General features: G+C 35.9%; 8 protein-coding genes and 1 pseudogene. 6 read left to right on the forward strand and 3 right to left on the reverse strand.

Translation table 11 applies throughout. The features are described 5' to 3' along the window. Nucleotides 1–696: 696 nt before the first annotated feature. The gene (locus SH601_RS05845) at nucleotides 697–9,438 is read left to right on the forward strand and encodes a Cna B-type domain-containing protein (RefSeq protein WP_319957334.1); all 8,742 of its coding nucleotides are present in this window, start codon (nucleotides 697–699) and stop codon (nucleotides 9,436–9,438) included. A gap of 563 nt (nucleotides 9,439–10,001) precedes the next feature. Here SH601_RS05845 and SH601_RS05850 read toward each other — a convergent pair. Next, nucleotides 10,002–11,132, reverse strand: coding sequence for a response regulator (locus SH601_RS05850; protein WP_319957335.1), 1,131 nt, complete (start codon nucleotides 11,130–11,132; stop codon nucleotides 10,002–10,004). Nucleotides 11,133–11,295: 163 nt separating this feature from the next. Here SH601_RS05850 and SH601_RS05855 point away from each other — a divergent pair, with 163 nt between their 5' ends. Continuing rightward, nucleotides 11,296–11,871: a GGDEF domain-containing protein gene (locus SH601_RS05855; RefSeq protein ID WP_319957336.1), complete on the forward strand. Its 576-nt coding sequence runs from the start codon at nucleotides 11,296–11,298 to the stop codon at nucleotides 11,869–11,871. A 441-nt stretch (nucleotides 11,872–12,312) separates the two neighbouring features. Here the strand turns inward: SH601_RS05855 and SH601_RS05860 are convergent. Continuing rightward, nucleotides 12,313–13,179 (reverse strand): annotated as a pseudogene (locus SH601_RS05860) (pectate lyase family protein); the annotation flags it as partial. Between the two features lie 349 nt (nucleotides 13,180–13,528). Further along, nucleotides 13,529–13,729, reverse strand: coding sequence for a hypothetical protein (locus SH601_RS05865; RefSeq protein ID WP_319957337.1), 201 nt, complete (start codon nucleotides 13,727–13,729; stop codon nucleotides 13,529–13,531). 287 nt (nucleotides 13,730–14,016) lie between these two features. On the opposite strand from SH601_RS05865, the gene SH601_RS05870 reads away from it, so the two are divergent. From SH601_RS05870 to SH601_RS05885, 4 genes are all read left to right on the forward strand, one after another. Beyond that, on the forward strand, nucleotides 14,017–15,795 hold the full coding sequence (locus SH601_RS05870) for a sigma-54-dependent Fis family transcriptional regulator (protein ID WP_319957338.1): 1,779 nt from the start codon (nucleotides 14,017–14,019) through the stop codon (nucleotides 15,793–15,795). A gap of 291 nt (nucleotides 15,796–16,086) precedes the next feature. Further along, the gene (gene dapA / locus SH601_RS05875; protein WP_319957339.1) at nucleotides 16,087–16,974 is read left to right on the forward strand and encodes a 4-hydroxy-tetrahydrodipicolinate synthase; all 888 of its coding nucleotides are present in this window, start codon (nucleotides 16,087–16,089) and stop codon (nucleotides 16,972–16,974) included. Nucleotides 16,975–16,977: 3 nt separating this feature from the next. Continuing rightward, nucleotides 16,978–18,144, forward strand: coding sequence for an iron-containing alcohol dehydrogenase (locus tag SH601_RS05880; protein WP_319957340.1), 1,167 nt, complete (start codon nucleotides 16,978–16,980; stop codon nucleotides 18,142–18,144). An 18-nt stretch (nucleotides 18,145–18,162) separates the two neighbouring features. Continuing rightward, nucleotides 18,163–19,464 carry a four-carbon acid sugar kinase family protein gene (locus tag SH601_RS05885; protein WP_319957341.1) on the forward strand — a complete coding sequence of 434 codons (1,302 nt, stop codon included), beginning with the start codon at nucleotides 18,163–18,165 and terminating at the stop codon, nucleotides 19,462–19,464. Nucleotides 19,465–19,466 lie beyond the last annotated feature (2 nt).

Raw genomic sequence — 19,466 nt, forward strand, 5'->3', positions numbered from 1 at the left:
CAAAATTCCCACTGATTGAATTCTTCCTTTATATAAGTTGTCATCTGATTCACATTTTATAGTATAAAATGTGAACGCATTCATTGAAAATTTTACTGTTTATTCATTATTTCTTATTTCCTGATTTTATGGGATTATCAGTAAATCGTTAAACGCAATTGGTTCATTTATGGGACTTTTTCCCTGCTAAAATGATAACTAGTTTAAAAATTGTTTAAGAATGTGTTCAGTATTCACCTCTATAATTCAAATTTGGTTGTGTAACTAGCTAAATCCTACATGACATGCTTAATAAGTCATGAAATGTACTTGCGATATAGACGTGACGTGAGGATAACTTGAACTAAATAATTTCATAGTGATAGATACGACAGTTTATCACGGTGCATGAGTCCGTAGCATCTCCACTTCAAGCTTGGAGTTAAAATAAAGAAGCTAAGTGTGGGATAAACGGAAGCTAACTTCCAGATACGTATCGCTAACAATCAACGAAAGTAAAAAACTCCCACTGATTGAAGTCTCACTTCATCGCTTCTATTTTACACGTCTGACTTGTAATAGGTTACCTCGTAATTTAAGCATGTTTTAAGAAAAATAGGTTGCTAGCCTTCACTACCATCAAGATGGAGATAAATATGCTAGGACTTCATCTCCATTCGTATCAATTATAAGTATAGAGAGGAGTGTAAATGTTTTATGACAAGGAAATTAAGTATTGTTTTACTAGCAGTGTTATTGTTTCAAACATTGTCTAGTAGTTTCATGTTGCCTTCGCAGGCTATTTCGTCTTCAGACATGTCTATTTTTAAGAATATTAGTGTTATAGACGAAGAAGGCAATCAAGTTGATGCGGAAACAATGTCTGGTAGCGATGTAGAAGTAAGTATCGATTGGTCTGTAGCTGATCTAGAAGTAGAAGCTGACAGTAAAGAGACAATCACATTTGATTCTGACATTGTTGTGCAACAAGAACAAACTAGTAATCTACTTTTTGAAGAACAGCAAGTAGGTGAATACACAGCTGGAACGGATAATACGGTCACGATAAGATTGAATGAAGTGATCGAAGAATATCCTGAAGCGAGTGGTAATTTTGTTATTTCAGCTGTCACTTCCGATGAACAACAAGAAGCTAATTCTGAGGAAGAGGCTGTTGAGTCAAAAGAAGAGGAGCAAGAAGCCACCACTGATGATAAAGCAACCGAAGAAAAGGACAGTTCACATTCAGAAGGGACAGAAGAAAGCACTAAAGAAGAGCAACAAGAGCCAGCAAATGAAGACGAAAACGTGTCTTCAGAAGAAGAGTCAACGACTAAGTCCACTTCTGCATCCTCTGATATTGAGCCTTCCGCTGAATTAGGAAATATCTTTACCTTTGATTATCTTAAAATGAATGAAGAAGACATTAATGATGGCGATATTATTGATATAGGTGAAGGTACTATAGCACATTTAGGATTCAAATGGGATACACAGGGGCATAATGCAAAAGATGGTGATACAGCTGAAATCCTTCTTTCTGACGCTTTTGAAATGGTTGACTCTCCGAAGCAACCAATCATAGTTGATGGGATTGATGTAGGAACTTACTATATCGAGAATGGTGTACTAAAGTTCGAATTCAATGAAAATATTGAAAATGATAATGTCCATAACGGATTTGTCGATCTTGGATTAGAGTTCAATCTGGCAAAATTCAGTGAAGATATTGAACAAGAGATTAAATTCAATGATAGTGAAGACAATTCGTTAACGATTATCGCAAAACCAAATGGAGATATTAGTGGTATTGATAAGGAAGGACATCCTGACACTGACCATGATGCAAGAGAAATCATATGGGAAGTAGACGTTATCAATACGAATGAAGAAGAGATAACAGATGCAACTCTAGCAGACAACATTCCCGATGGTTTAGGCGAAGCTAGAGATTTTGTCATCCATGAGTTGGTCATAGGCTATGATGGAGATAAAACAGTCGGTAATGAAGTTACACTTGAAACATCTTCTGATACTGAAGGTGAATTTGAAGTAGAATTGGGTACTATCGCTCCATATAAAGGTTACCGTATTCAATATACAACAACCATTGAAGATTACTCGAAAGAATCGTTTACCAATGATGCAACATTTAACTATGGAGACACAAACTTACCTGCAAAGGCTACAGTTGGTGGATTGACAAGAAGTGATTCAATTGAGAAATCTGGTAGCCAAAAAAATAACGAGGATAAAATTCAATGGGAAATAGATGTTAATAAAAATGGAAGTTTAATAAATAATGCTATAGTAAATGATGACCTACCTGACGGGTTAACCTTAGATCCAAAAACTATCAAAGTTATGCGAATTACACAAAATGGTGATAATTGGTCTGAAGGAGATCCTCATGAAGGAGAGTTTACTGAATTCCCTATACAATTAGGCGAATTAGGACAAGACGATGCCTATCGAATTAAATTTGAAACAGATGTTGATTGGGAAAAAGTAAACAGTGGTGAATACCTAGAAGAAAATGGTTTCAAAAATACAGCAACACTTTATAATGATAATATTGAAGTAGATAGTGATGATGCAACTGTTGACATCGTCAGAGATCCTGTCCTGCGAAAAGAAGGGACATCCAATGTCGATTATGACGACAAGACAGTTACCTGGACCATTCATGTGAATGAAGCAGGACACCCAGTTGGAGAAGCTGTGTTAACAGATTTAATTCCAGAGGGGTTAGAAATTAGTGAAAATGATATTGAGATCACAGATGAGGATGGCAAGACGTATTCTCCTAATAATATCAACATAAACCCTGATGCTGATGGTGGAACCGGAGTTGAAATTGACTTAGGAAATATAGGAACACAACAGCTTACTGTTACTTATACAACCAAAATTACCGACTTTGAGCGTAATTATTTTAATAATGGTGTTGGCATCAAAGGTGATGGTATCGGTGAAGATGGCGCAGAGAGTAATGCTACAATCACCCCGGTAGGTAATAGCTATACGAAGAGTTTTACAGGAATAGACTATGCTGAAAAGACGATCGATTGGAAATTAAACGTCGATCCAAAAAGGGAAGCAATTGATGCATTAGTAATAGAAGATACCTTCCCAAATAAAGGACTGATCTTACTACCAGATGAAGTAAAGGTTACCCATAAAGGAGAGCCTCTAACAGAAGGCGATGACTATACGCTAGAACCTAGAACAGAAGGTGATGAAACTGGTTATCATAAAGGGTTTACCATTGAACTTCTACCAGATGCATTACCGTTAGATGGCGGTCAACTAGAAGTTACGTACCAAACTTCTTATGATCCACAGAAGGAAGTAGATGGTAATACACTTGATACTCATCAGAGTGATGGAGAACAAGATAGAGTGTATACAAATCACGCTCAGTTCACAGGAACAACTGAAAATGGTAATGAGATTGATGAAGGAAGAGACGCAGATACAACGGTAAGAGAAGACTCTTGGAACAGTGGTAAAAAAGAGGGGCAACTCGTACATGTTGATGATGAAGGAAATCTAGTTAATGGCTGGGAAAGTGGATCTGAAAGAAAAATCGCTTGGCAGCTATATACGAATTATCAAGAACAAGATCTTGGGTCAAATGTTACCATAACAGATACGTTACAGTATGATGGAGAAATTGATGAAGAGAGTATTCAAGTATCGGTTTATAACGTAAATGCTAATGGAACGACTGAGATTACTGACGAGGTTCTAGATTCCGAAAAATACACTTTGAAGGTTGACGGTGAAAACTTCGAGTTAACTTTTGAAGAAGATGTAACAAAAAGGTATATTGTCGAATTTACAACTTCCGTACCAAATATTTCGGAACCCAACTATACGAATAACGCAATGGTTGAAGTTGACGGTGAAGAATATCCATATTCTTCAACTCTTAACTATAATAAACATAACGACTTCTTAGTAAAAGATCCAGTCAGTGTTGATGGAGGTAGTGTTTTCACAGGTGATGAAATAGACTGGGAAGTTAGAGTGAACGAAAGTCTATCAAACATTAAAGAACCTATCATTACGGATACCATTAGTGCAGGGCTTGTCTATGTAAAGGATAGTCTTGAAATTGTCAGATTAGATGGAACAGAAGAATCCTCTCTAGAAGAAGGAACAGATTATACGCTTGATGTAACTACAACAGACGATAATGAGAATGTTTTAACTATTGAACTTACTGATGAATTGAAAGACACCATAATCTTAAGATATTCAACTGTCGTAACAGAAGAGGACGGTGAAGTGAACAATACAATCTCATTAGAAGGATCCGAGATAGAAGAAAAATCTGTAGAATCTCAGGAACTGCAAGCAAGAGTATTCTCTAACGTAGGTGGAGAATGGGCTACAGATAGAGGGGCATTACGTGTAACGAAAATCGACGCTGAAACAGAAGATATAATAGCAAACAATGAAGCTACCTTTAAGCTTGAATTCGACTTAAATGGTGAAAGACAACAATTTGGTGAGTACACGACTGAAAATGGTGTGTTAGAAGTTGGAAATTTACCACTTAGAACTTATTATCTAACAGAAGTTGAAGCACCAAATGGCTATGTTCTATCTGATGAAGAAATAGAAATTGTTGTGGATACAGGCTTCGACAACGATGAAGATAATATTGAAACAGTAGAGTTCGAGAATACTAAAGAAAAAGTAGATATAACAGGAACGAAAGTGTGGGAAGGTGGAGAGTCTGTCAGACCAGATTCCATTGAACTGCAATTATTTAGAAATGGTGAGAAACTTAGAGACGCTGTAACCTTGGAAGCTGGTGAAACAGAATATACTTGGACTGCCTTAGACAAAACAGACATCGACGGCAATGCGTATGATTATACTGTTGATGAAGTGCAAGTTCCTGAGCATTTTGAGAAATCAGTTTCAGAAGATGGATTAACGATTACAAATGAGTTTGTATCCCCGAATACAGAAATTTCAGTCGAAAAAGTATGGGAAGATGCGGATAATCAAGATGGTATTCGTCCTGATTCCATTGAAGTCGCACTATTGGCAAATGGTGAGGAAACAGATGAAGAAAACAACATTACTTTGAATAATGACAATGAATGGAAAAATTCTTTTACGAATTTACCGGAGCTGGATAATAGGGGAGAGAAGATTACCTATACTGTTGAAGAAGTAGATGTGCCAGAGCAGTATGAGAGTGAAATTGCTGGAAATACCGAGGACGGGTTTGTTATTACAAACAGCTATGCACCAAGCACTATAGCTATCCCGGTAGAAAAACTATGGGATGATGAAGATAACCAAGACGGTAAGCGTCCGAACGCCATTACGGTAAATCTGTTTGCGGATGGCGAAGAAACGGGGCAATCGATTGTCTTGAATCCATTGAAGGGTTGGGAAGCTTCTTTTACCAATTTAGATAAATACCAAAATGGAGAAAAGATTACCTATACGGTTGAAGAATCAAATGTTCCAGAAGAATACGACAGCGCTATTAGTGGAACTTCCGAAGATGGTTTTACCATCACCAACAGCTACACACCAGAAGTGATCGATATTGCGGTTGAAAAAAATTGGGAAGATGCCAATGATCAAGACGGAGCACGTCCTGACAGTATTACGATCAACCTTTATGATGATCGTTCACAAGTGGTGGAAACGAAAGAGATAACGGCTGATGAAAATGGAGATTGGTCACATGTTTTCAAGAATCTGCCAAAATATCATAACGGAGAAGAAATCGAATACAGCGTTGCAGAAAATACAGTAGAAGATTATTCCACTGAAATTTCATACAATCCTGATGGAACATTTACCGTAACGAATGAACATACTCCTGAGCAAACATCTGTTACCGTGAATAAATTCTGGGATGATGCAGGAGATCAAGACGGTCAACGTCCAGGCAGTATTCGTGTTCAATTACTAGCAGATGGTGAACCATTAGGAGATGAGGTGTTCCTTACCGCAGCAGATAATTGGTCCTATACATGGTCCGAATTAGATGCGAATCGTGATGGCGGAACAACTATTGAATATTCTGTTGAGGAAGTCGATGTTCCAGCAGGATATGAATCGGAAATAAACGATGAAAATCATGGAGCTATTACAATTACTAACAGTTATGAGCCAGAATTGATTGACATCCCAGTTAAAAAAGAATGGGATGATGCGAATGATCAAGATGGTAAACGACCAGAGAGCATCACACTACATGTAGTCAATCAAGCTTCTGAAGTTGTTAAAACAGAGGAAGTAATGGCAAACGAAAATGGCGAATGGTCACATGTATTCGAAGGGTTACCGAAATATCATGATGGTAATAAAATCGAATATCGTGTCGTAGAAGATGCCATCGAAGACTATTCAACAGACATGACAAAACATGCAGATGGAAGCTTTGTTGTTACAAACAGTTACACACCGGAACAAACATCTATGACCGTTGTGAAAGGCTGGGAAGATGGGAATAACCAAGATGGTGTCCGCCCGGATAATGTAACAGTTCAATTATTCGCTGATGGAGAGCCTGTTAATAGCCCTGTTCAGTTATCGGAAGAAAATGATTGGACCTATTCATGGACAGAATTGGATGTTTACCATGATGGCGGTCAGATAATTGATTATACGGTAGAAGAAACAGATGTCCCGGCAAGTTATGAGGAGCCGGCTGTACAGGAAGAAAATGGCGTCGTGTTGATTACGAACATCCGTACACCAGATACAGTAGAAATTCCTGTTACCAAAGTGTGGGAAGATGAAGAGGATCAGGATGGTGTCCGTCCAGATGGTGTGACCGTAAATGTCATGAATGATTTATCTGAGATTGTTGCCACAGTAGAATTGAATGAAGAAAATGATTGGGCACATACGTTTGAAGGTTTGCCAAAAAATCAAAACGGAGAAGAAATTCGTTATCGTATAACAGAAAATACGGTAGAAGATTATTCAACAGAAGTGGAAGTAAATGAAGAAAATAGAGTAACAATTACTAATGCATATACACCTGAACAAACATCAGTTACCGTGTCGAAAGGATGGAACGATAACAATAATCAAGATGGTATTCGACCTGAACAGGTTGAAGTTCAATTGTATGCAGGAGAAGATGAAATTGGTGATACGGTTATCTTGTCTGAAGACAATGATTGGATGCATACATGGTCAGAACTAGACGCATACCAAAATGGTGGAGAAGAAATTGACTATACGGTCAAAGAAGTATCTGTTCCAGACGGCTATGAAAACTCTGTCAATGATATGGATCATGGAAATATCATATTAACCAACCTTCACGAACCAGAACAAACTAGTGTAAGTGTTTCTAAAATTTGGGAAGATGCCAATAACCAAGATGGAGTTCGTCCAGAATTCATTACAGTAAATCTATTGGCTGATGAGGAAAAAGTTGATTCTTTACATTTAAATGAATCGAACAATTGGCAAGCCAATTTTACTGAATTGGATAAATTTAAAAATGGTGAATTAATCGATTATACGGTGGAAGAAGTAGCCGTTGATCCTTATGAAACAGAAACGACCGGTAATGCTGAGAATGGTTATGTCATTACCAATACGTATGAACCAGAATTGATTGATCTAGCCGGTACGAAAACATGGGATGACGCTGACAACCAAGACGGCAAACGTCCAGACTCGATCACCGTTTGTTTATTAGCTAACGGTGAAGAAGTGAAGGACATTGAGGTAACAGCGGAAATGGATTGGGAATTTGCATTTACCGATCTACCGAAATTCGCAAACGGTGAGGAAATCAACTACACTATTCAAGAAAATGGAGTAGAGAATTATTCAACTGAAATTGACGGTATGGATATTACCAACAGCTATACACCAGAACAAACTAGTATTAACGTGGTGAAAAGCTGGGAAGATGCGAATAACCAAGATGGCAAACGCCCAGACTCGATCACAGTGAATTTACAGGCAGATGGGGAAAATACAGGTCAAGAATTGGTTCTTAATGAAGCAAACAACTGGCAAGGTGACTTCACTGAACTGGATGTATATGCAGATGGAGAAACGATTGAATACAGTATTGAAGAAGAAGGCGTAGAAAGTTATGAAACAGCAATAACTGGAACCAATGACAATGGCTATGTCATTACCAATAGCTATACACCAGAGGTTATTGATTTAGTTGGATCCAAAACATGGGATGACGCTGAGAATCAAGACGGAAAACGTCCAAATGCTATCACGGTTCGTTTATTAGCTAACGGTGAAGATGTGAAGGACATTGAGGTAACAGAGGAAACGGAATGGGAATTTGCATTTACCGATCTACCGAAATTCGCAAACGGCGAGGAAATCAATTACACAGTACAAGAAGATGAGGTAGAGGATTATTCAACTGCGATTGATGGCTTGAATATTACTAACAGCTACACCCCAGAGCAAACAAGTATCAATGTTGTGAAACGATGGAACGATGCGAATAATAAAGAAGCACGTCCAGAGTCGATCACTGTTCATTTACTAGCCAATGGAGAAGAAGTGGATTCAGTTGAATTGAGTGAATCCAATAATTGGCAAGCAGACTTCGGTGGATTAGACATCTACGCAGATGGAGACGAAATTGATTACTCTGTTGTGGAAGAAGAAGTTTACGGCTATAAAGGCACTATCGATGTAAAAGATAAAAACAATGTTGTTATTGTTAACAGCCCTAAAAAAGTAAGTGTGGGTGACTATGTATGGTTTGATAAAAACAAAAATGGTCTTCAAGATGACACGGATATTCCAATCGAAGGCGTAGTGTTAACAATTGAGGATGAAGATGGAAACCCGGTAACAGATGTTTACGGGAGTCCAGTTGGGCCAACAACCACAGATAAAAATGGTTGGTATACATTTGATAATTTGCCAATTGACAATACGTATATCGTAAGAATTGACAGAGAAGCATCAGCCAAAGCTTTAGAAGGATATGAACCAACGTTGCATGAAGTAGGAGATGATCGTGCAAAAGACTCATCAAGCTGGTTTGCGATATCTCGTCATTTAACAGAAGATGAAGAACGTGACCCAACACTAGATTTTGGGTTTGTAAGAGAAGTATCTGAAGACTCAGAAGATAATGATTCAGAAGAGCCTACAAAACCTGAAGACTCAGGAGATAATGATTCAGAAGAGTCAACAAAACCTGAAGACTCAGGAGATAATGATTCAGAAGAGTCAACAAAACCTGAAGACTCAGGGGATGCTGATTCAGAAGAGTCAACAAAACCTGAAAACTCAGGAGATACTGATTCACAAGAGTCAATAAAATCTGAAGACTCAGGTGATTCAAATAAAACAAGTAAAGATATATTGCCTGATACAGCAACTGATACTTTTAACCTATTTGCAGTCGGTTTAGTTCTACTATTTTTAGGCGTAGTGTCTATGGTCGTAGTTAAACGCAGGAAACAGTAATAAATTTGAGATTACGAAAAGCTCTCACCAAAACGGTGAGAGCTTTTTTTAATAAGTAAAGACAGTATAAAATTCGAGTATTTGTCTAGCTCGGAGCGCCCAGAAACCAGGCGACTTCATGAATCGCCCTACGAAAGACTTGCCGATTGGCAAAACCAGAGGCTTAGTCGTACTTTCATCGACTACATTCGGTCAGGTTCTGTGACCAATGTCTATACTAGAACATCGTGTTCGTCGTGCCTTTAGGTGAAAGTCACCATTGGTTCGTAAACGCACCATGATTCCATTTATCACGGTGCATGATTCCGCGTAATACCCCCGCTTCAAGATTCGAGTTAAAACAAAGAAGCTAAGTGGAGAATAAACGAACGCTAACGCCCTGATAAGTTTCGCTAACAATCAGTAGGAGTAAAAAACTCCCACTGATTGAAGTCTCACTTTATAAGGTGTTTTCTCCAAGATGACAAAAACAACCTTAATATGAGGTGCAAGATTTATTTAAAACTATGCAAGATGTTGAAAGAAGAATGAAAACACTGCCTATTAGAGGAACAGTGTTTTATTCATTTTATATTCTTTTTCCAATTAGTATACCATGTGGTAATTTCCGAGTTTACTGTTAAATCTAATTCAGCCATACTTTTGTATAGTTGTTTATATTGATAGTCAACAAACATTCGATAATTTAAAGTGGCGTATAACGTCATTAAATGGAAGGCAGTACCTTCATCTTCAGGACGTATTTTTATAATATTTGCGTACCAGGAAATGGCTTTTTCAATATGGTTGTGAGCTCGATAACAATCTGCCATTAATTTTGCGTGTCGTATCCACAACTCCTCTAACTCAAATTTCTCTCCTTGTATCCACAGATAATCAAACTTCTCTAGATAATTACCCTTGTATAATTGCATGATTTCTTCATATGTTTCAATCGTATGTATATTAATATCAGGAGCTTCTAGTAGTTGCTTTTTCCATTCTTTTTTATCTAATTGGACATGTTGCAACTGTAACTGATAGCCGTCTTCAATATTTAATATTTTGATATAATCTTGTAAACTACTTAAAGATTGTCGGATATGGTAGATGCTAACATATAAATATGCAAATGCCTTATCTACATCAATTTCTTCCCATAATGCTTCTACTAACTCAGATTTTAATACAAGTTTGCCTTCATTATGTAGTAAGTATAAAAATAATTCTTTTGATTTAGAGGTTCGCCATTTGATGGATTCCAAGTAGGAGCTATTACTTAATCGGAACGTTAGATCATCAAAAACATTAATGTGAAGCGTGCTTGTTGAATTAATGCGATCGTTTTCAGAGCGAGAATTTATGGAATTAATTCTTTGAATAGTTTTATTTAATCGTTTAACTGATACAGGCTTTAACAAGTAATCTAGTGCATGCATTTCAAAAGCTTCAATTGCGTATTGCTTGTGTGCAGTTACAAATACGATAATTATATGTGGATTGTAGGCTGTAATTTGTTCTGCCAATGCTAATCCATTTGTCTCGGGCATTTCAATATCTAGAAATACAATGTCGATATCATCCCATAAGTGTTTATTTAGATTTATGAGAGGTTCAGTAGATTTAAATATTACGTTGATATTTGAAAATTTATTTAATTGATGATGAAGATAGTCAAGAGCCATTGGTTCATCATCGAATATACATACATTCATTCATAGCAACCTCCTAACGGCGTTTTTTATAGTTCTTTTTACCTATCCAGATTTATAGATTTGTTTAAAATATGTATAGTAAGATTTCTTATAGTAATTATTGGCGTTTTTGCCATTATACGAAATTAACGAAATAGAACGATAACCTACAGGAGTTGCTTATATGTTGCTTTTAGAAAATAGTTTAAAGTACCTAGCTATCATAATAATTGTTATTACTTTCTGTTTATTATTTGTCAGCAGACATAAATATAAAACAATGGCATTTCGAGACTTTGGTTCATGCTTACCAAATCGCCATGCTTTAGCTAGATATTTGCAAAAAAAGCGTAATAAAAAACTCGCTATTTTTTATATTGATCTAGACAATTTCAAACATATTAATGATGCATTTGGTCATATGATAGGTGATCAAGTCTTGCGATCATTTGGTAGTAGAATTATACAGCTGAAAGATGCGAAACAAGGGTTTTTTCGTATTGGTGGAGATGAGTTTGTATTCATTACTGACTATATTAACAAAGAATATACTAAAAAGGTAGCAGAATCATTGCTGAGAAATATAAAAAAATCAATTTCTATAGACGGTAAAACGATATCGATTAGAGGTAGTATTGGAATCAGCGTTGGTCGGCTAAACAACAACTTTGATCTACTATTAAATGAAGCTGATATAGCACTCTATACTGCTAAACAACAGGGAAAAAATCAAATAGTATATCATGGTGTTAATCCTTAGTATGTGTCAAAACCCTCCCAGTGAGTATAAATTTTAGATTATAAGAGTGGTATAGTCAATATACTAAGGGGGAAATTCGAACTATTATGTAGAGTCTTAGCTAGAACTTGACTAGTTCGGATATCTTAGTTACGTCTTCTATTAGAAGAAAAGTATCAAAGATTAGAGGCACAAATAACTTGTTGAAAGCAGAGGTAAAATTACTAAAAAAGCTCGATATGGCACAGAGGAGAATGAAGAAGAAACAGAAATAAACATTCTTGCATCGCAGATTAAACAAAATATACCTGGAAAAGTATTATTAACAGATATCACTTATTTATTTTATCACGGTGTAAACATCCTTAAAGTCCCCACTTCAAGGTTCGAGTGACAACGAGGAAGCTAAGTGGGGATAAACGGACGCTAACTCCCTGCTAAGTCTCACTTTATATATTACAATTACGGTTGTACAACCCCAACGCCAGCATATTCTGTTACTAGTGCTTTTACATCCTCAACTGGTGTAAGTGTATAATTGTATGGCGCCGTGTAATTAGTTGTAGAAGTAGTTGGTTGACTTCCAGAACTGTTGATATATAAGTTATTGGATACGTTCGAATAACCTGTATCATTACTGTACCAATAACCAAGTGGATCTTTTGCATTCTCGAATACATTGTTTTCTACGTGAAGTTGTGCACCCATTCGAGCGTTGATTCCAGTGCTAACAATTCCTTCAAAATAGTTATTGTATAGGTGACCTTGTCCAAAACGGAAGCTTGGTACACGTGAATTTAAATTCTGAAAATGATTATGGTGGAAGGTAATATTTCGATCCTCATTGTCATTATCAGATGAGCCGAGTAACATTGCTTTCCAACCATCATGTACATAATTCCATGAGAAGGTAATGTTAAATGAATCGCGTTTCACATCAAAAAGGCCGTCATAATAATCTTTATCCACATCTAAGCTTGCATATAATTCATTATGATCAACCCAAATATTATTTGATGGTCCTTCGACATTGATTGCATCAAGATCTCCAGTGTACACTTCATGAATCGTGAGATTACGAATAATGATATTGCTTGCTCGCCAAATCTTAATACCAATACCGTCTAATTCGCCGTTTGTTCCGAGACCAAGAATGTAAACATCTGATACATCTTTGATATTAATTTTGTCCTCAGATAAATTGTTCGGTGTAATGGTACCGTCAACATAAATCGTTAAAGGCGTGTTAGGAGCTTTGTTTTTTAATGCTTGAATTAACTCGTCCCCAGTATGAACCGTTACGGTAGTCCCACCAGCTCCACCAGTTGTACAAATGGATATCTCTCGGTTTTTTTGTTGCTTTTCTCTTTGGTTTATCGTTCCTTTCTATATCCGCTAACACGCCTGACTTCAATATGCAAGGTTTCGCTACTTTTGATGGTGGTACAATAGCAAATGCTTCTTCATTTTTTTCTCACGTCCTTTTTTATTTTATGGTGGAGATTAGGACTTACAGAGATGCAACTCACATTACCCTCCCTTCTGTAAAAATATGTATATTATGACAATAAGGCGCTTTCTTTTGAAACCTTCATTTAAGCAAATTATCTAACAATATAGTGAGTAAATAATATTTGGAATAATTTTAAAATTCAAAAAAATAACTTGCGACTTATCATTATTTTCCGTAAATTCCTTTACAAGATTGACAAATGAATAATGATTGCAAAAGTGATGAAAAGGGAAAGTAAGTTTCGCGTGTCGTGACACCTGATAATGAAACGGTTAAATGGTTGTGAATATGCTCCAGTAAATACTTTTCTGTTTCACTTAACGTTTTGTATGTGTTAGCAGGAATATCAAATAATATATTGTTCATGAAAGCCCCTCCTGTATTTGCTTCTATCTTAACGCAGTTTAACGAAGAACTCTAGGTTACTTACTATTTGTATGTTGTTTGTGTAATCGAAAAAGAAGGATGCACGAGTAAAAGGTAAAAAGAAAGGACATAAAGTTAGTAGGAAAGAGTATCTCTTAATGCCGTATTTTTTGTTACTACTAGGTAAATTGATTGTTGTAAAAATAAATATTGTTTTATTTAACATATTATTTTGCTATAGTATGAATATAAATGTTTCAATTCGCAACAGATAGGTGGTAAAGAAAGTGAAAGTAGTCGCTATTGCTCCATATTATGGATTGAAAGAAATTATACAAGCAGTGATAAATGAGATTGAGGATATTGTTGTCGAAGTAGTTATTGGAGATTTAGAGGAAGGGGTTAGATTAGCTAAGGAAGCCGAATTAAATGGTGCGGATATTATAATAAGTAGAGGTGGAACTGCTGAATTAATTCAAAAAGAAGTAAAAATACCAGTGGTGGAAATTGAAGTGTCTGCTTACGATTTGCTCAGAATTTTTACGTTGATTAGAGATAGTACGGAAAAAAAAGCAATCGTTGGTTTTAAAAATGTTATTGAAAGTGCCCTGACAATCAGTAACTTACTAGAGGTCGAGGTTTCAGCATACACCATTGAATATGAGGAAGATGTAATGCCGAAATTGCTTCAACTACAAAAGGAAGGTTACCAAATAATTATAGGTGATACGATCACGGTTAGAAATGCTGAAGCAATAGGATTAAATGGCTTATTATTAACATCGGGGAGAGAAAGTGTAATTAAAGCGTTTGAAGAGGCGGTGAAAATAAAACAGGTTTATACACCTATTACTACCAAGGAGTTAATCCCAAAAACTATTTTAGATCAACATGATACAGCGATTATTGTAATGGATAAAAAACTACATATTTTCTATAAGAATAAATTTGCTGAATCTTTGTATAAGGATGTAGTTAGAAGGGACATGGACAAGTGGGTTCAAGAAGTATTTGAAAATGGAGAATTCAGGACTTTAGCAGAATCAGAAGGGAATCTCTTGTTGGTGAGCGCTTACTTGTTGTATTTTGACAAAGAGGAATATGCTTGCTTAGAACTATCTCTACATGAAAATAGAGAAGGTAATAAACAGAAAGGTATTCAAGTTATTAGCCCATTACACGAGGTACCATTACACTCTATGAATTGGTTTTCAGCCAAGAATAACTTAATGAAGGATACTATTACGAAAGCAAAGGCGTTTAGCTTACAAAATGAAAATGTATGGATATTTGGTGAACTGGGTGCTGGTAAAGAGAGGTTAGCTTATTTAATACATTTAAGTAGTGAAAGATCATCGACACCTTTGTTAATTATTGATTGTGAGTTAACAGATTCAGATGATTGGTCTGAATTGTTGGGGAGTGAGCGGAACGGTGATGGAATTATTTCAAATAATACAGAAGGAACAGTATACTTAAAAAAAATTGAAAAACTAGCTTTAGCTGATCAGAAAGCTTTACTTGAATATGTACAGCAAGTTGCTTCCCATCCACGGCTTATAATATCTTCAAGGGAGAAAATTAAACAACAAGTGGACCAGGGTGAGTTTCTATATGATTTATATCTTACCTTAAGCACGCTAAAATTAATGCTCCCGCCGTTACGAGAAAGAAAAGAAGACATTGAGAGATTAGTGAAGCTGTTTATTAATAAATTTAACTACGATTATGGTAAAGAAATAGCAGGAATACGTGTTGGTGCACTCGAAGTATTACAAAATCATGTATGGTCAAGGAATGTTGATGAGTTAATGCAAGTTATGAAGGAAGTCATACTCATAGCAGAAGGACCTTTTATCAATAAAAAAGAGATTGAAAATGTATTAGTTAAGTATCAAGCGCCTTTTAATTTTGATTCTACAATTCCATTAAAGGGAACGTTAAAAGATATAGAATTAGCAATTATTAAAAGGGTTTTTGAAGAGGAAAATAAAAACCATTCTCGAACTGCTAATCGTTTAGGGATTAATCGATCAACATTGTGGAGAAAATTAAAAGATGAGTAAAAATTAGATAGTATTTGTTATTAGGAAGCAGGATGATAATGAGGTGAAACTCACCAATTTACATCTTGCTTTTTTGTTTGAATTGGAATCAAGTGTTAGCATGATTGATCTATTACGGTGCAAACCTCCGTAAAACCCCAGTGATTGATAGCGAAAGATTTATAACATATATTGTTGCAAAAAAATAAAATTAAGGTTGTATTTTTAAACTCTTTATAATATAATCGCAACAAGAAAGCGTTTTCCGAAATTAGTTTGTTGCATTTTTAAACAAAAAAGGGAGGTTAGAGAATGTTCAAGGGAATTATACCAGCGATGGTCACACCAATAACTAACGATCAGCAGATTAATGGAAGTGTTGTTAGTCAGTTAGTTAATAAATTGATCGGTTCTGGGGTAGATGGTCTTTTCGCTTTAGGGACGAATGGAGAGTTTCATTTACTAGCTCGTGATGAAAAAATAAAGTTAACTAGATTGATAGTTGAGGAAGCAAATGGAAGAGTTCCAGTTATTGTTGGAGTTGGAGGGAATAGTACCTCAGGAGTAATTGAACTCTCTAAAATAATGGAAGATATAGGGGTGGATGCGTTGTCTGTTATTACCCCATTCTTTATAACACCAAGTCAAGAAGAGGTCATTAAACATTATCTAGCTATCGCAGAAAGTACCTCATTACCAATTATTTTATATAACATCCCATCAAAGACCGGTATGAACTTAGAACCAGAGACAGTTGGAACGCTTGCTAAAATACCAAACATAGTAGGGATTAAAGATAGTAGTGGTAATTTTGATAATATACGAGCTTATATTGAATCCACAAAACAAGAAGACTTCTTTGTGATGTGTGGTACGGATTCATTAATTTTCAAAACACTTGAGGCTGGTGGTGTTGGGGCGATAACAGCGACAGCGAATGCAGTGCCAAAAACTGTCGTTTCCATTTACCAAAATTGGCTAAATGGTAACTTAAAAGCCGCGCAAGAAGCACAGGAAAAATTAAAACCGTTAAGAAGTTCGTTTCAATATGGGACAATTCCTTCTGTTTTGAAAAAAACAGTAGAATTGACTGGAATTCCAGTAGGACCACCCAAATTGCCAGTAACAGAGCTATCAGGTAGCGCATTAGAAAAAGTAAAAGAAGTAGTAACATTTTATGCTGAATGGGAGAGTGATTAATCGATGAAAAAATTATATCAATATCAGACTGCTGATCATATCATTTCAGGGAAAGATTCCATTAAATCTTTTAACAAACACATCACTGTAATTGGTGAGGATATTAAATCTGCACTAATTTTGACTCAGCCCACTATCAAAGAGTTAGGATTTGTTGATGAGATCAACGATCAATTAGTTGAAAAGAAGATTGAAACGGATATTAATACAGATGTTCTTCCTGAACCTACTATTGATAATATAACTAATGTTTTCAAGCATGTTTCAGAGAAAAAATATGATGTGTTAATTGGTATTGGCGGGGGAAGTGTTCTGGACGCAACAAAGATCTTATCCATAATGCAAACAAATACTCAACCATTAAAAGAATATTTAGGAACGGATTTGCTCAAAAATCCAGGATTACCTACTGTTTTAATTCCTACAACATCTGGAACGGGGTCTGAAGTTACGCCAAACGCAATCGTAACATTACCGGATGAGGAGCTAAAAGTAGGGATGGTCAGTAAATATTTATTACCGAATCTTGTGATTTTAGATCCAGCCTTAACGCTTGGTTTACCAAAGCCAATTACAGCAGCGACTGGAATGGATGCTTTTACACACTCTTTGGAATCATTTATCTCTAACAAAGCTAACCCAATAAGTGACATGTTTGCGTTAGAATCTATTAGGTTAATATCTTCAAGTATAGTAGAAGCGTATCAAAATGGTTCTAATGTGGAAGCGAGGGAAAAGATGTTAGTGGGGTCTATGTATGGTGGTATGGCGCTAACTAGTGCTGGAACAGCAGCAGTCCATGCACTTGCATATCCTCTCGGGGGGAAATTTAATATTCCCCATGGAGTAGCAAATTCGATGTTATTACCACATGTTACTAGATTTAATATGGATGCGATTACAAATAGAGTATATGAAATGGCAGACGCAATGGGTATGGATGTTCGTGATATATCCGAAGAGGAGGCTGCTAATATAGTTGTAGAAAAAATTCAAGAGTGGACTCGGACTTTAGAAATTCCACAAGACTTGAAGGAGTACGGTGTAAAAGAAAGTGATTTAAAAGCCTTGTCAGTTTCTGCTTCTAAAGTTACACGCCTGTTAAATAATAATCCTAAATCCTTAAGTTTGGATGAAATTGAAAATATTTACAGAAAATTATTAGTGTAATTTAAAGAAGGAAATATGATGAAAATAGCTATCGTTGCAGATGACTTAACAGGCGCATGTGATACAGGGGTTCAACTTGTTCAATATGATTTAGATGTATCAGTGGTAATTCAAAGTGATACGAATGACTTAGAAACTAATAAAGATGTAATTATTTTTAACACAGATAGCAGAGCGATGACAAATGATCAAGCATACCTTACAGTTAGTGAAACGTGTGAACAAATTAAGGAGATGACTTTTGACATTGTTTATAAAAAAATTGACTCAACTATGAGAGGAAATATAGGCTCTGAATTGAATGCTATATATGATAAATTTCAACCAGATTTTGTATTTATTACCCCAGCGCATCCGAGTAATAGGAGAGTCGTTAAAGATGGGATTCATTATCTTGATGGAATAAAGCTAAGTAAAACAGAAGTAGCAAATGACCCTAAAACCCCGGTTCATGAATCTGATGTAAGTAAATTGATCCAACATTCGTCAGGGCGAAGTGTAAAGCATCTAACTTATAAAGATTTACGAAAAGGAAATGACTTTATTCGAAAACGATTGCGCAATTGGAAAAAACAAGGGATTTCTTATATTACTGTTGATGCTGTTATAGAAGAAGATTTAAAACGATTAATGGATGTTATGAATTCAGACTATCGATCCGTTCTATGTGGATCGGCAGGTTTGATTAATTATTTACCAGCATTATTAGGATATCGGGTACAAGAGGAGAGAAATAATATCCAGCCAAACAATAAACCAGTTTTATTTGTGGTTGGAAGTATTAGCAAGGTTGGAAGGCAACAACTCGAGCATCTTTTGTCGAGTTCTGATGTGGTTGGAGTTGAGATGGATTCAGCTAAGATTCTTACTGGTTATGAAGTGAAAGAAAAAGAAGTGACAGACATTCAATCGACAATAAAAGAAGCTATTATGGCTGGGAAGAGTGTGGCTTTGTATTCATCTGCTGATGTAGATAATGTGAAAACTGTTGGAATAGATAAAGGTATTCATCCTACAGAAATTAGTGATTGGATTTCAAAGGCCTTAGGAGATATAGCGGTTTCTATTGTTAAAGCTTTAAAAATTCGAAATCTATTTCTAACAGGTGGAGATACAGCGCAACAAGTATTTACTAGACTAAGAATTAAAAATTATCAATTGATCGGTGAACTAGAATTAGGTGTTCCAATTGGAAAAATTGGAACACAGGATGAAATTATAACGGTCACAAAGGCCGGTAGTTTCGGGACTATTCAAGTAATGACAAACGTATTAAAACAATTAAATAATAGCAGTCAGGATAATAAAGTGAATTTCTAATC

This window comes from Gracilibacillus pellucidus (assembly GCF_033949965.1).
Classification (GTDB): domain Bacteria; phylum Bacillota; class Bacilli; order Bacillales; family Amphibacillaceae; genus Gracilibacillus; species Gracilibacillus pellucidus.